We start from the raw sequence: 15,459 nt of genomic DNA on the forward strand, positions 1-15,459 counted from the left end.
CATGAGGACGGCCAGAAGAGGTTCTGGCCGTTTTCTGAAAAGAATAGTTAGCCAAAACTAACTATTAAAAGCCGTGGAGAAATTTTTACTCGGGAGAGCAGGAATTGAGCAGAGAAACATGGGAACTGATAAAGCATATGGAAACAGAGGGACTGGAGGTGCAGATGATCATACAGTGTGCTCCTGTGATCGCTGGTCTTAAGGTATCCAATCTGCTGATCATTCCTGAAGGACAGCTTTTTCAGTTACGGGAGCTTCTGAAGGACAGCAGCATCAGTATGTATCTTCTTCTGAAGGAAGAGGGACGGCTGGTTATCCTGCTTTATCACCGGGAATGGCTGAAGAGGATGCTCGGAGAGCCGGACAGAAAAGCATGGCTGGTAAAGGCCGGGTATAAAGCGGATTATGACAGTGTGCGGGCAGGACATGAGGGCATCAGCCTGTCAGCGGTTTTGGCCCGTTTCCGCAGAAGATACCAGTCCTACAGCAGGAGTATGAAAGATTTTCCACATGAAATGGGAATCCTGCTTGGATATCCGGTAGAGGATGTGGAAGGCTTTATCTTACATAAGGGAGGCAGTTACCTCTGCAATGGGTACTGGAAGGTGTACTATAATGTTTCACAGAAACAGAGAACCTTCCGCTGGTATTCCTTTGCAGAACATCATCTGCTTTGTCTTCTGAAGGAAGGACGCAGCATACCGGAGATCATCAGGCTGTATCAGAGACCGCTTGGAATCGTTCCGGCATAAAAAAGAGAGGAGAATCATAACAATGGAAACAGTAAAAATCGTATTCTGGTCACAGGGTGGAAATACAGCAGCTATGGCAGCAGCCGTAGCAGAGGGTGTGCAGGAAGCCGGCAGCAAGGCAGAGATCATCAATGTCAGTGATGCATCCGCAGCCGATCTGCAGAGCATGAAGGGATTTGCCCTTGGATGCCCTGCCATGGGAGCAGAAGTTCTGGAAGAAATGGAAATGGAGCCCTTCATGTGTGAACTGGAAGGAAGCCTTGCCGGCAAGAGCGTAGGCCTGTTTGGTTCCTACGGCTGGGGAGACGGCCAGTGGATGCGTGACTGGGAAGAGAGATGCAAGGCAGCCGGCGCAGCTGTTGTAGGCGGCGAAGGCGTGATCTGCCAGGAAACCCCGGATGATGATGCGATCGCAAGCTGCAGGACACTTGGCAGGGCACTGGCAGCCTTATAAATCAAATTGCTTATTACCTAACTTCTAAAATCTTATATCACACAAAGGCCATGCGCTGCATGGGACATAAGAGTGGTGTCCTGTACGGTGACATGGCTTTTGTGTTTTTACTCAGTCGAGCAGCTGTTCCCGGAGGAGAAAACATGCTTTACAGATCGATATTTCACCTGTAAAGTTGATATTGTGAGTGAAAAGAAATAAAAGGAATATAAGGAGGAGTTCTTTTGAAAGGATTGCTGGAAATTTGCTGTGGCAGCTTTGAAGATGTGAAAACAGCCTGGGAAAATGGTGCGAATCGTGTGGAGCTTAACAGTGCGCTGTATTTGGGCGGATTGACTCCGTCTCTTGCAAATTTGCTCTGCGCAAAGGAGCAATGTGATATTTCTGTTGTGACTATGGTTCGGCCAAGAGGGGGTGGCTTTTGTTATTCGGAAGAAGAATATAAGACCATGCTTTTGGATGCACGCATGCTTTTGGATCACGGGGCGGATGGGATTGCTTTTGGCTTTTTGAAAGCAGATCATACGCTGGATGTTATGCGGACGAAAGAAATGCTTGCGCTTATTCATGAGAAGGGAAAAGAAGCAGTATTTCACCGGGCATTTGATTGTGTTGTACAGCAGGAGCATGCGGTGGAAACCTTGATCTCTCTTGGTACAGATCGGATTCTTACCAGTGGTGGTGCACCGGATGTATGGACGGGAAGAAAACAATTACAATGGTTGCAAAGCCAATATGGAAACGAAATCACATTTTTGGCAGGAAGCGGCGTGAATGCCGAAAATGTAATTGATTTGATGGAATATACGAAAGTGGAGCAGGTACATACATCTTGTCGAAAATGGTGCGTGGATGTGACTGCCTCACAGCAGGAAGTGGATTTTTCTTATGCCGCAGGTCAAAAGAATGCATATGAAATGGTGGATGCAAAAAAAGTAGAAAAAATGGTAAAAGTATTGACCGTCTGAATATTTGCATGAAGACGCATCATTGACTCATGGCGGTATGGCAGAAAGATTGTCATGTTTGGAAGGATCCATATAAATGCCTGCTGGAGCAGATTAATTCTGATAGATATGATGTGATCGGGAAGGCATTAATATCTGAAGGATAAAGAGGGCTGTGAAAATGTATCGTACCCTTGCTATTTATGGTGGGAAAGGGGTATTATAATTAAGAATGAAACAGTGTCAAAGGAGGCTGATACAATGCGGCCGATACCGAAGATTGCGGATCCACAGCGCTATGTGGAAAGTGCATTCACGGATTCTGCGTTTATAGAATTAAAAAGCAATGACCTCTGGGATGTGAAAATGTTGTATCCGGTGCTTAAAATGGAACATGCCGAGAGACAATGTTTCGTCCGGCAGGAAATGCATGAGAGATTACGTGCAGCAGCGGGCAATCTCCCCATGGGCTACCGGTTCCGTATCTGGGATGCCTGGAGACCGTTTGAGCTGCAGCATGAACTTTTTGAAAAATACTCGGCGGATATCATTCGGGATTTCGCACTGGAAAATAAAACGGAAGCAGAGAGAAAAGCTGTGATCTGTAAGTTTGTTTCGGATCCGGTTCCTGACAAAAATGTGCCTCCGGCACATACCACGGGCGGAGCCATTGACCTGACGATTCTGGATCCGGAGAACAGGGAACTTCCCATGGGATGCGGATTCGATGCTTTTACGGACAAGACGTGCGCAGACTATTTCGAGATACCGGAACATGTGCAGAACACAGAGCAGGAGCAGATCCGGGATAACCGGCGTATGCTTTATTATGCCATGACGGATGCAGGCTTTACCAACCTGCCGTCGGAATGGTGGCATTACGATTATGGTGACCGGTTCTGGGCATATTACCGGAAACGACCTGCAATTTATGAGGGTGTATTTACGAGAGGAGATATTCATGGATAATCAGAGACAAAAGAAGAAAAAAAGTGTGATGGACACGTTATCTGCCACGATGGTGCTTATATTAATTGCACTGTTGCTGGTATTTGTCGGCTATACGTATCTTGCGTTGAAAAACGGCTATACCATTGATGATCTGATCGACAATATCGTAGGCAATCTGATCGGTGTGCTGGCAGCATTTCTGCTGTTTGATATTCTGAATAACAAGTTGACGCAGGATGCCTATGCCAGAGAAACCTCCCAGCAGATCACCAAGACACTGATGGGTGAGCCGGAGATTCTGGATTCCTTCAGTGATGAGGATAAGAAGACATTTTTGAAATCCACGATAACATCCATGGTGAAGGATGCGGATGCCGTGGATATGCTTTCCAGCAACATGGAGAAATATTTTGACAGTGCCAGAGGTGCCCGTATCCGGAAAATGTTTGATTACACCATTAATTTGGAGCCGGAACTTACGGAGGAATATGTGAAAGCCGGTTTTCCGGGAGCCGCTGACGGGAAATACTATCTAATTGATGAGGAATTGAAATTTAACGTAAAATATCTGGGCGGTGTGGATGAAAATTATATCGGCGATATGATCTGCCTGGGGTTTGCCTATGACAAGAAGAGCTTGGACGGAGGTTTGCTCGAGACCGGACACGATGCGGATTTCACGAAGAGTATTTTTAATGAGGATCTGGTGGTGGAGCCGGAAGCTGTGGACTTCATTAACAGTATTCCTGCAGACAAAGTACGGAATGTGATTAATGATCTGTTCATGCCGATCTTACGTATCGACAACAGCGGAGACAACGAAGAGGATGCCAAGTTCGAGGTGGAGCGCAAGAGTAACGGATTTATTCTGAAGTTCAAACTCGATTTTGACAGGAATGATGTCGATAACGAGCATCTGGTAAGCATTTATTTCAAGATGCCCAGGGTATGGAATTCCATTTTTGAAGTCACACTGGTGGATCCTACCAGAGAACCTCATATCAAGCTGAAATATAAAAACGGTATAGATGTGGCGATGTATTCTTATCTGAATAAGGAGAGCAGCGCCAATGCCGGTGCCTGTATTCAGAGAGCGGGACTCTATGACATCGCAGTCAAGGACGAATGGATTTATCCAAAGAGCGGTGTGATCTTCCATATTAGGAAGACTAAGTTGTAGTATATGCTCCAATTAACCGTTCTTTATCCAATATTTGCGAATTTAGGTGAGGTGGCATTTTAGATATTGATGCCTGCACAAATCAAAAGTGAATGGAAAAAATGTTAATGATAAATTACAATAAACTGATGCAGAAGTTAAAGGACAAAAAAATAACAACATATATCATAAGGCAAAAAGGCTTAATTCCACAAGGAATATATACTAAAATGAAAATGTGTAGTGGTGATTCATGGGAGGATATTGAACGTAAAATAAAGGAATACAATGAAAAGCCAGAGAATGTAGAAAAAGGAAGAGTATTCGCTAGTGGTGATGTATCAACAAAAACGATAGAGGATATATGCCAGCTTTTACAATGTCAGCCACAAGACTTGATAGAATGGAAAGTTGACTTAAAGCCAGAATTATCTTATGAAAATCGTTATATGCAAGATGAAACAGAAGACAATTAAAAAGGGTACTTGATTTCTCAAGCACCCCATTGTATAATCTACTTAGAAAGCGAATCGGATGCAATATCCGATTTTGCCCTCAGTTGCAACTATGAAATAGCATTCACTTTGGTCGGAGGATGCTATTTCTTTTTGTCGTTATGGTTATCTATGTAAGATAGAGCCGCAAAAACAACTAATAAAAGAGTAAGCACTTCTAATGTGTTCATTGGCATCATCCCTCTTTCGTAATACTAGAGGGCATAACTCGGAAAATCACATCCTGCTTTCTTTTCAATTACACAATAACAGTATAACATAAAGAGAACAGATGTTCAAACAAAAAGAGGTAAATCTACTATATAATATAGAAGAGAAACCTCTTATTTTTATGACTGCTGCTTTTTATGGATATTATCAACAGCCTTTTCTAATTCGATGGTCTGCCAGCGTTTACGGATCACATCGCTTTTCAGTTGTGCTAATCGTTTGTTGGTGTATTTCTCAAACCAACGTATAAGGGATTTTGGTATGAATCTGTCTGGTGTGTGTTGTAGAATGGAAAATAACATATCTTCCAGTTTAGAATGAATCTTATGTAACAGGTTTTTGAAGCGGTTCTGCTTCTGTATCTCAATGTAAATCAACTCCTTCTATATATAGTATAAGCTGTTTAATGTAAAACAGAAAAATGGGAGAACTAAATCGCAGCTGTTATCTAAAAATTAAAATTAGTGAGGTAACAACATGGCGAATAAAGAAGAAATAAAAATTAGCGAGAAGATCCTTCTGACTATAGATGAAGCTGCTTTATTAAGTAATATAGGACAAAATAGAATTGCAGATTTACTGAGAAAACCATCTTGTCCTTTTGTACTCTATGTTGGACGAAAGAAATTAGTGAAAAGGCGAGCGTTTGAGCAGTTCTTAGAGGCTAACATAGAACTTGAATAAAAAATGCAACACAAAGAAGCTTATCTATGGTATAATATTTCGTACTGTATTTAGGCTTCTTTTTTTGAAAGGGGCTTATTATGGGAAAAGATTTAAAAGGTAAAGATCTGGGTGTGGGTATTACCCAGCAAAAAAACGGTTTATATAATGCAGGTTTTGTTGATAAGCTAGGCAAAAGGAGGGTTAAGCGTTTTAAAAAGCTGCAAGAATGTAGGAAGTGGCTTGATGAGGCAAAGTATATAGATGAGCATAGCAGTATAACAGAGGCGAATACCATGATGGTGGATGCTTGGTTTGAATACTGGATTTCTATTAAAGAGAAAACAGTTCGACCTAATACGGTACGTAACTATCGAGAACGCTATCATAGAAATATTAGCAAAGTTATTGGGAAAATGCTTCTCGTTGATGTGAAACCTATTCATTGTCAGAAGATTTTTTCAGATATGGCAGATGAAGGGTACAAGACTACAACGATTTATCAGACTAGAATCACTCTTTATAATATGTTAGACTTTGCTAAGGAAGATGAAGCAATTAGAATTCTGAAGGCTCAGAAAGAGAAAAACAGTAAGATAAAAGTGATTCCTATGGAGTGGGCAGATCAGGTATTCCTTTGCAGAAAAGGAGAGCCGGTAAAGAACAGCACTTATGATACAGCGCTGTTCAAGCTTTGCGATAAAGTTGGCATTAAGAGATTTTCGATGCATGTTCTCAGACATACATTCGCCACAAGATGTATTGAGGCAGGTATGATGCCAAAGACACTTCAAAAGATATGGGGACATTCTAATATCGGAATCACCATGAATTTATATGTCCATATCACTGAGGACGAAAAGCACAAAGAAATTGAGCTTGTAGCAGGTGCGTTGAAGGTTATATAATTCTATAAAAATCCTTATATTTATTATAAAAATGTAACACCAATTGTAACATCTGCATAATTCGTAGGCATGAAAAGCTTGTAAAATCAATACTTTTAAAGGAGATAAGATAAATATGAAATTAGGAATCGTCGGCTTACCGAATGTAGGAAAAAGTACTTTATTTAATTCACTGACCAAGGCAGGCGCAGAGTCAGCAAACTATCCGTTCTGTACCATTGACCCCAATGTGGGAATTGTAGCCGTACCGGATGAGAGACTGAAGCTCCTTGGAGACATGTATCATTCCAAGAAGGTAACACCTGCAGTGATTGAATTCGTAGATATTGCCGGACTGGTAAAGGGAGCCAGCAAGGGTGAGGGACTTGGCAACCAGTTCCTGTCAAACATCAGGGAAGTGGATGCGATCGTACATGTGGTAAGATGCTTTGAGGATCCCAATGTCATCCATGTTGACGGAAGCATTGATCCCCTCCGTGACATTGAAACTATCAATCTGGAGCTGATCTTTTCTGATATTGAGATTCTGGAGAGAAGGATCGCCAAGACAGGCAAGCAGGCGAGAATGGACAAGTCTCTCGCCAAGGAAGCAGCACTCCTTGAGTCACTGAAGGCACATTTGGAGGAAGGCAGGCTTGCAAGAAGCTATGAGACAGAGGATGAGGATGAACTGGCGCTGCTGGCTTCCTACAATCTGCTCACTTATAAGCCTGTGATCTTTGCAGCTAATGTGGCAGAAGAGGATCTTGCCAATGACGGTGCTGACAATAAGGGTGTTGCACAGGTACGAGAATTTGCGAAGGAAACAGGCAGTGAGGTATTTGTAATCTGTGCGCAGATCGAGGAAGAGATCTCTGAACTGGATGATGATGAGAAGGCCATGTTCCTTGAAGATCTTGGTTTAAAGGAATCCGGACTTGAAAAGCTGATTAAGGCAAGCTACCATCTGCTTGGTCTGCACAGCTTCCTGACAGCAGGAGAGGATGAAACAAGAGCATGGACTATTAAAGTGGGTACCAAGGCACCTCAGGCAGCCGGTAAGATCCACAGTGATTTTGAGAGAGGCTTTATCAAGGCAGAGGTTGTCAATTACAAGGATCTGCTGGAAATGGGAAGCCTTGCAGCAGCGAGAGAGAAAGGACTTGTCGGTATGGAAGGCAAGGACTATGTGGTAAAAGATGGAGATGTTATCCTGTTTAGATTTAATGTCTAGGAATCAGACTGGTCATAAAGTCCGGCATTATAACATTTAAGAAAAAACTTAGGAAAAATTAAGAAAATTTTGGAAACAGGAAGAAGGCAGCTACCACATGTGGTGGCTGTCTTCTTTTTGTGCCACAATATCTTGAAAACCCAGTATTTATGCGGCTTTGCGGCATATGGCAGGATCACATTTTTGCTTTTTTTCTATTGAATAATGCTCTTGAATGGGGTAGAATGTTCATAAAAGTGGTAGAAAGTGGTTTAAAGTGTATCGAAGTGGTGCGAAGTGGTAGATTTTTAGGCTGACGGGTGAATGCATATGTTTATGGGTGAGTACAACCATACAATAGATGCAAAAGGCAGACTGATCATTCCCGCCAAATTCAGAGAGGTTCTCGGAGATGAATTTGTTGTGACAAAGGGGATGGATGGCTGTCTGTTCGTTTTTGACAATTCCGAGTGGCAGGTCTTTGCAGAGAAGCTTCGATCACTGCCCATGATAGATAAAGAGGTCAGACAATTTACCAGATTTTTCCTGGCAGGAGCAGCCAGTGTAGAAGTGGACAAGCAGGGAAGAATCCTGCTTCCTTCTGTCCTTAGGGATTTTGCCGGCATCACCAAAGATACAGTACTGATCGGTGTGGGAAGCAGAATTGAAATCTGGAGTAAGGACAGATGGGAAGGCACCGTTACTTATCAGGATATGGACGAGATTTCCACACACATGGTAGAACTTGGAATCGGGTTATAGGAGAAACGGCTATGAAATTTAATCATACTTCCGTCCTGCTTCAGGAAACTATTGACGGTTTGAATATAAGACCGGATGGCGTTTATGTAGATGGAACTCTTGGAGGTGGCGGACATTCTTATGAAATTGCCAGCAGACTTTCAGACAGAGGACAGCTGATTGGTATTGATCAGGATGAAGCAGCAATCACTGCTGCAGGAGAAAGACTGAAGGAGTTCGGTGACAGGGTTATTATTGTCAGAAGCAATTACAGAAACACGAAGAGCATTCTGCAGTCTCTGCAGATTGAGAAGATAGATGGCATGATGCTGGATCTTGGAGTGTCATCCTATCAGCTGGATACAGAAGAGAGAGGATTCTCCTATCGCTATGATGCACCGCTCGATATGAGGATGGACAAGCGTCAGACTCTGACAGCGAGAGATATTGTCAATGGATACAGCGAAATGGAGCTGTTCCGGGTGATCCGGGACTATGGAGAAGATAAATTTGCCAAGAACATAGCAAAGCATATCGTGGCGGCGAGGCAGCAGTCTCCCATTGAAACCACAGGGCAGCTCAATGAGATCATAAAAGCAGCGATCCCGGCGAAGATGAGGGCAGAAGGAGGACACCCTTCGAAGAGAACCTATCAGGCGATCCGGATCGAATGCAATAAAGAACTTGAGGTGCTGCGGGATTCGCTGGAGGAGCTGATCGGGCTTTTAAATCCGGGAGGAAGGCTCTGTATCATTACCTTTCATTCTCTGGAAGACCGCATTGTAAAAAGTGCTTTTAAAAAGGCAGAAAATCCCTGCACCTGTCCACCATCATTTCCGGTCTGTGTATGCGGGAAGGTGAGCCAGGGAAAGGTGATCACGAATAAACCGATTCTTCCGGGGGAGGAAGAACTGGAGAGAAATTCAAGAGCGAAAAGTGCAAAACTGAGAATTTTTGAAAGGGCGTAGGAGCTGTGCCTTAAATGGGGAAAGGCTCCTGACAGAGCCGACGGGGGGAAAAATGGCAACAGGCGGAAGAAGAAATCCGAATACGGGGAGAGTGTATCGTGGTACTGCTGAAAGCAGTATGTACGTTTATGGAAATACCGCAAGACAGTTACAGACAGTGCCTGCAGAGAGAAACAGACCTGTCAGGAAAAATCATGCAACACGCCGCAACCGGGAACGGGCACTGCACATGAATGTGGGTTATCTGCTTTTCCTTGGCATGGCACTGATGGCAGTAGGCTTTGTACTGATCAGTTATTTGAGTCTGAAATCAGATATTACAAACAGTGTAAAGAATATTGCCCGCATGGAGAGCCAGCTGAACAGCCTGAAGCTGGATAATGATGAGCGTTTAAGCCGCATTTCCAGCAGCACCAATCTGGAAGAGGTGAAGCAGAAGGCGATTCAGGAGCTCGGAATGCAGTATGCGGGTGAAGGTCAGATCATTGCCTTTAACAGTGAGGATAATGATTATGTAATACAGAAGGGAGAGATCCCCGACTAAACAGGAGCTTCATGGGAAGAGGAAAATCATATCGTAAATTTACAATTAAAATGCAGAAAAAGCTGGTGGTACTGTTTATTGCGGTGCTGCTGGCTTTTGCCGGGTTATTCTACCAGTTGTACCGTATTTCCAGAGATAATGGTGAACAGTATAAGAAGCAGGTGCTGTCCCAGCAGAGATACGACAGTACCACGATCCCTTATAAAAGAGGAACGATCCTGGATGCCAATGGAAGTGTGCTGGCTACCAGTGAAAAGGTTTATAATGTGATCCTGGATTCTGTTGCCATATCGGAAAAAGAGGAGTACCTGGAACCTACCTTAAGTGCTCTTCAGAGAGAATTTGGCATTGATACGGCATCAATCAGGGACTATATCGAAAAAAATAAGGAAACCTCAAGGTATCATGTGCTGGCAAAGCGTCTGAGCTACAGTGAGATCTCTGATTTCCTGGATATGCAGAATGAAGAGGGTTCCCAGATCAAGGGAATCTGGTTTGATGAAGAGTATAAGAGGGTTTATCCGGGCAATTCTCTTGCCTGTGATGTGATTGGATTTACCACAGCTGATAACAGGGGTAATTATGGATTGGAGGAATATTACAATGATGTTCTTTCCGGGATCCCGGGCAGAGAGTATGGCTACCTGAATGATGACTCAGATCTGGAAAGAAAAACGATCGCAGCAGAAGATGGCAATTCGCTGGTGACGACCATAGATGCCAACATCCAGAGTATTGTAGAGAAATACCTGCTGAAATTCAATGAGGAATATAAGGATAATTTTCATCCGGGAAATGGCGCAGAAAATGTAGGCTGTATCATCATGAAGGTGGACAGCGGAGAGATCCTTGCCATGGCCAATTATCCGAATTTTGATCTGAATGATACAAGAAATACGGACACACTTATGGGCATGCCGTTACTTGATGAGAAGGGAAATAAAACCGGAGAGTACCTGACAGAAGAGAATATGGATGTACTGGATGATGAGGAAATGCTGTACCAGCATCTGGATGCTCTCTGGAAGAACTACTGTATCAGCAGCACCTATGAGCCGGGATCTGTAGCCAAGCCCTTTACGGTAGCGGCAGGAGTGGAAAGCGGCAAGATCACAGGAACAGAGACCTATAACTGTGAAGGAAGTCTGGAAATTGGTGGATGGCCGATCCGGTGCCATAACAGATATGGTGATGGTCTTCTGACTGTGCAGGAAGGAATTGAAAGATCCTGCAACGTGGTCATGATGAAGATCGGACAGGCAATGGGAACCGATACCTTTGTTAAATTCCAGCATATTTTTAATTTTGGATTAAAGACCAATATCGATCTTCAGGGAGAAGCAAGAACAGCAAGTCTGATTTATACGAAGGATACCATGGGCTCTACGGAAATGGCGACCAATACCTTTGGACAGTCCTTTAATGTGACCATGATCCAGATGATCACAGGCTTCTGCTCCCTGATCAATGGCGGATATTATTATGAACCTCACATGGTCAGCAAGATCGTAAGCCCTTCCGGTGCTACAGTACAGAATATTGAACCAAGAGTATTAAAGCAGACGATCTCAGAAGATACATCAGATATGATCAGGGAATACTGCAATACTGTTGTAACAGGAGAGCATGGTACCGGTAAAACTGCAAGACCGGCAGGCTACATGATCGGCGGTAAGACAGGAACAGCCGAGACACTGCCCCGTAAAAACGGACAGTACGTGGTATCCTTTATGGGATATGCGCCGGCGGATGATCCGCAGATCGCTATTTATGTTGTGGTAGACAGACCAAATGTGCAGTATCAGGATGATGCCAAGTTTGCCACAAGAATTGTAAGAGGGATCCTGACTGAGGTTCTTCCTTACATGGGAATCTTTATGACAGAAGAGCTGTCTGACAGCGAAAGAGAAGAACTGGAAGCGCTACAGATCGAGATACGGACAGCACCGGCAGCAGAAGAAGAGGCAGAAGAAGGCGGGGGCACCACAGAAGAAGGAACCGGAGAAGAAAACGGTGAGGACACGGGTACCGAAGGAGAGGAAGAAACAGAAAAGGAAGAAGTATGGAAATCCTTCCCGATTGATCCTGCAACGGGTTATGCGGTTGATCCCAACACCGGTGATATGGTAGATCCGGTAACCGGAGCAGTCATTGGCGGCAGCTATGATGAGAAAGCAGAGGAGCCGGATGCCTCTCCGTCCCCGGAAGCATCTGCAGATCCGGAAGGTGATACCGGAGATACCGGGCAGTAACAAAAGCATACCTGAGGAATAACCTCATAGATCAGGTAATAAATTATAATAATACCTTTTCTATGAGGTTTTCTACAATGAAAAATAAGACCTTTAACCGGCAGAAGATCGTTATAGTTTTCTTTGCCTGCCTGTTTATCTTTCTGCTGCTGCTTGGCAGGCTGACCTGGCTGATGGTGGCGGATTCCGTTTATTATACGGAAAAAGCAAGAGAGCTTCATGAAAGGGAAAGAAGCATCAAGGCAGCGAGGGGAAGGATTCTGGATGCTGGTGGAAAGGTCATTGCGGACAATAAAACAGTGTGCACCATTTCTGTGATCCACAGTCAGATTACAGATCCTGAAAAGGTGATAGAAGTACTTTCGAGGGAACTGGAGCTGCCGGCTGATTCTGTCAGAAGGCGTGTGGAAAAATATTCCTCCATAGAGAGGATCAAAAGCAATGTAGATAAGGAAATGGGCGACCGCATCCGGGAATATGACCTTAATGGTGTGAAGGTAGATGAAGATTATAAGAGATATTATCCATATGAAAAGCTGGCATCTAAGGTGCTTGGCTTTACAGGAGGTGACAATCAGGGGATCATCGGACTTGAAGTAAAATATGAAGACTACCTGAAGGGAACTGACGGCACGATCCTGACAGTAACGGATGCAGGTGGTGTGGAGATCGAGGAAGCCGGGGAAAACAGAGTAGAGCCGGTGGATGGAAATGATCTTTATATCAGTCTTGATATGAATATTCAGAGTTATGCAGACCAGCTTGCCAGACAGGTAATGGAAACAAAGGAAGCTGACAGGGTATCGATCCTTGTGATGAATCCGAAGAACGGTGAGATCCTTGCCATGGCAGATGTGCCGGAATTTGACTTAAATCACCCTTATGAGATTGGAGAGGAATACGGAAGTGTATCAGAGGAAAAAAGGCAGGAGATCCTGAATGGAATCTGGCGGAATGGCTGTATTAATGATACTTATGAACCCGGTTCCACCTTCAAGGTCATCACCGCTGCGGCAGGGCTGGAGGAAGGGGCAGTAACGGTGGAGGATACCTTTTTCTGTCCTGGTTATATTATGGTAGAGGATCGGAGGATCAGGTGTCATAAGACGACCGGTCACGGATCAGAAACGTTCGTTGATGGGACAAAAAACAGTTGTAATCCCGTTTTTATTACGGTGGGTCTAAGAATCGGTGTAGACCGTTATTATCACTATTTTAAACAGTTTGGACTATTGCAGAAAACGGGTATCGATCTGCCGGGAGAGGCAGGGACGATCATGCACAAAAAGGAGGATATGAAAGCTGTGGAACTGGCTACCGTATCCTTTGGACAGTCTTTTCAGATTACACCGATCCAGCTTGCCGCAACGGTGAGCAGCATTGTAAATGGAGGAAACCGGATCACGCCTCATTTCGGGGTGCGCAGCATGAATAAAGATAAGACACAAATAAAGAATTTCTCCTATCCGGTGACGGAACATATAGTTTCAGAAGAAACCTCAGCTACAATGCGGATGATCCTGGAACAGGTGGTGGAGAGTGGCTCTGGTAAGAACGGTTATGTGGAAGGAGCAAGAGTCGGCGGTAAAACGGCAACCAGCCAGACACTGCCTAGAGGAAGCGGGAGATATATTGCATCTTTTCTTGGCTTTGCACCGGCAGATGATCCTGAGGTGCTTGCGCTTGCCATCATCCATAATCCACAGGGAGTCTATTATGGCGGACAGATCGCAGCACCGGTGGTCAGGCAGCTTTTTGAAAATATTCTTCCTTATTTGGGGAAAATGGATTATAATAATCCGTAATGGACAGGAACAGAAAAGAAAGGAAATGAAAATGGAGTTACAGGATAAAGAGGTTCTTGTGATTGGAACCGGTATCAGTGGAATTGGTGCAGCCAGGCTGCTTTTACAGGTTGGAGCCAGACCTGTTTTGTTTGACGGAAATGATAAACTGGATATAGAAGAGATCAGAAAGAAGCTGGAAGGAGTAGAAGGAATCCGGATCGTGCTCGGAGAAGTGCCGGAGGAGATGAAGGAAAAGATAGATCTTCTGGTGATCAGCCCCGGAGTTCCCATTGATTCCCCTCTGGTTGAAGAATTTCAGAAGAAAAATGTACCGGTGATCGGTGAGATCGAGCTGGCAAGTCAGTTTGCCAAAGGAAAGATCGTTGCCATTACAGGCACCAATGGCAAGACGACCACAACGACCCTGACAGGGGATATTATGAAGGCATATTATGATTCTGTATTTATAGTGGGAAATATCGGAAATCCCTTTACCACAGAGGTGCTTTCCACGACAGAGAAATCTGTGACAGTAGCAGAGATCAGCAGCTTCCAGCTGGAAACGACAAAGACCTTTGCACCGGAGGTGTCAGCAATCCTGAACATTACACCGGATCACCTGAACAGACACCATACCATGGAATGCTATGTGGAAACCAAAGAGAAGATAGCCATGAACCAGACAAAGGATCAGGTCTGTGTGCTGAACTATGAGGATGGTTATACCAGAGCCTTTGGTGAAAAATGTCCGGCAAAGGTGGTTTATTTTTCATCCAGAAGAGAACTCCCGGAAGGCATTTACCTGAAAGGGGAGGATATTTACCTTAAGGAAAACGGAGCAGAAGAGAAGCTTCTGAATATCCATGAGCTGAACCTTGTGGGGATCTGTAATGTGGAAAATGTCATGGCAGCGATTGTGATCAGCCGTGCCATGAAGGTTCCCATGGATGTGATCCTGGATACCGTAAGAAATTTCCATGCGGTAGAGCACCGGATCGAATTCGTGGCAGCCAAAGAAGGCGTAGATTATTATAACGATTCCAAGGGTACTAACCCGGATGCGGCCATTCAGGGAATCCGTGCCATGACAAAGCCAACAGTGCTGATTGGCGGCGGCTATGATAAACAGAGCGAATACGATGAATGGATCGAGGCCTTTGACGGTAAAGTCAAGGCACTTGTACTGATCGGTCAGACAAGGGATAAGATAGCAGCGTGTGCAAAGAAACACGGCGTGGAGAATATCATTCTGGCGGATACCTTTGAGGAGGCATTTGAGGTTTGCAGACAACAGGCAGAGCCGGGAGATGCTGTGCTGCTGTCCCCTGCCTGCGCAAGCTGGGGTATGTTCCCCAATTATGAGGTAAGAGGTAAGATTTTTAAAGAGCTTGTGAATAAAATAGGAGAATAAGCTAA

General features: G+C 44.3%; 15 protein-coding genes. All 15 read left to right on the forward strand.

Going from position 1 to position 15,459, the window contains the following annotated elements; translation table 11 throughout:
• Positions 1–104: 104 nt before the first annotated feature.
• The 15 genes from WJQ40_RS09565 to murD all read left to right on the forward strand — a co-directional run bounded on the left by WJQ40_RS09565 (position 105) and on the right by murD (position 15,454).
• The gene (locus tag WJQ40_RS09565; protein ID WP_337539657.1) at positions 105–752 is read left to right on the forward strand and encodes a DUF3793 family protein; all 648 of its coding nucleotides are present in this window, start codon (positions 105–107) and stop codon (positions 750–752) included.
• A gap of 22 nt (positions 753–774) precedes the next feature.
• Complete coding sequence (locus tag WJQ40_RS09570; RefSeq protein ID WP_337539659.1) at positions 775–1,206, forward strand: flavodoxin; 432 nt, start codon at positions 775–777, stop codon at positions 1,204–1,206.
• A 224-nt stretch (positions 1,207–1,430) separates the two neighbouring features.
• Complete coding sequence (locus WJQ40_RS09575; protein ID WP_337539662.1) at positions 1,431–2,174, forward strand: copper homeostasis protein CutC; 744 nt, start codon at positions 1,431–1,433, stop codon at positions 2,172–2,174.
• A gap of 240 nt (positions 2,175–2,414) precedes the next feature.
• Positions 2,415–3,122: a M15 family metallopeptidase gene (locus WJQ40_RS09580; RefSeq protein WP_337539664.1), complete on the forward strand. Its 708-nt coding sequence runs from the start codon at positions 2,415–2,417 to the stop codon at positions 3,120–3,122.
• The gene (locus WJQ40_RS09585; RefSeq protein ID WP_337404947.1) at positions 3,115–4,284 is read left to right on the forward strand and encodes a hypothetical protein; all 1,170 of its coding nucleotides are present in this window, start codon (positions 3,115–3,117) and stop codon (positions 4,282–4,284) included. Before WJQ40_RS09580 ends, WJQ40_RS09585 begins: the two co-directional genes overlap by 8 nt.
• Positions 4,285–4,391: 107 nt before the next feature.
• Positions 4,392–4,739: a helix-turn-helix transcriptional regulator gene (locus WJQ40_RS09590; RefSeq protein ID WP_337539667.1), complete on the forward strand. Its 348-nt coding sequence runs from the start codon at positions 4,392–4,394 to the stop codon at positions 4,737–4,739.
• A gap of 726 nt (positions 4,740–5,465) precedes the next feature.
• Positions 5,466–5,672 carry an excisionase gene (locus WJQ40_RS09595; protein WP_262574086.1) on the forward strand — a complete coding sequence of 69 codons (207 nt, stop codon included), beginning with the start codon at positions 5,466–5,468 and terminating at the stop codon, positions 5,670–5,672.
• A gap of 80 nt (positions 5,673–5,752) precedes the next feature.
• Entirely contained in the window at positions 5,753–6,559 is an 807-nt protein-coding gene (locus WJQ40_RS09600; RefSeq protein ID WP_337539671.1) for a tyrosine-type recombinase/integrase, read from the forward strand.
• 115 nt (positions 6,560–6,674) lie between these two features.
• Positions 6,675–7,772 (forward strand): redox-regulated ATPase YchF, encoded by a 1,098-nt coding sequence (gene ychF, locus WJQ40_RS09605; RefSeq protein ID WP_118797748.1) that lies wholly within the window; start codon positions 6,675–6,677, stop codon positions 7,770–7,772.
• A 309-nt stretch (positions 7,773–8,081) separates the two neighbouring features.
• Positions 8,082–8,513: a division/cell wall cluster transcriptional repressor MraZ gene (gene mraZ / locus WJQ40_RS09610; RefSeq protein WP_118797749.1), complete on the forward strand. Its 432-nt coding sequence runs from the start codon at positions 8,082–8,084 to the stop codon at positions 8,511–8,513.
• Between the two features lie 11 nt (positions 8,514–8,524).
• Positions 8,525–9,460, forward strand: a complete 936-nt coding sequence (gene rsmH / locus WJQ40_RS09615; RefSeq protein ID WP_118797750.1) for a 16S rRNA (cytosine(1402)-N(4))-methyltransferase RsmH — start codon at positions 8,525–8,527, stop codon at positions 9,458–9,460.
• A 52-nt stretch (positions 9,461–9,512) separates the two neighbouring features.
• Positions 9,513–10,004: a cell division protein FtsL gene (locus WJQ40_RS09620; RefSeq protein ID WP_118797914.1), complete on the forward strand. Its 492-nt coding sequence runs from the start codon at positions 9,513–9,515 to the stop codon at positions 10,002–10,004.
• An 11-nt stretch (positions 10,005–10,015) separates the two neighbouring features.
• Entirely contained in the window at positions 10,016–12,256 is a 2,241-nt protein-coding gene (locus tag WJQ40_RS09625; RefSeq protein WP_337539676.1) for a penicillin-binding protein 2, read from the forward strand.
• A 77-nt stretch (positions 12,257–12,333) separates the two neighbouring features.
• The gene (locus WJQ40_RS09630) at positions 12,334–14,061 is read left to right on the forward strand and encodes a penicillin-binding transpeptidase domain-containing protein (protein WP_337404607.1); all 1,728 of its coding nucleotides are present in this window, start codon (positions 12,334–12,336) and stop codon (positions 14,059–14,061) included.
• A gap of 31 nt (positions 14,062–14,092) precedes the next feature.
• Positions 14,093–15,454 carry a UDP-N-acetylmuramoyl-L-alanine--D-glutamate ligase gene (murD, locus tag WJQ40_RS09635; RefSeq protein WP_337539678.1) on the forward strand — a complete coding sequence of 454 codons (1,362 nt, stop codon included), beginning with the start codon at positions 14,093–14,095 and terminating at the stop codon, positions 15,452–15,454.
• The last annotated feature ends 5 nt before the right edge of the window (positions 15,455–15,459 follow it).

The sequence above is a fragment of the Suilimivivens sp. genome (assembly GCF_037359455.1).
GTDB lineage: Bacteria > Bacillota > Clostridia > Lachnospirales > Lachnospiraceae > Suilimivivens > Suilimivivens aceti.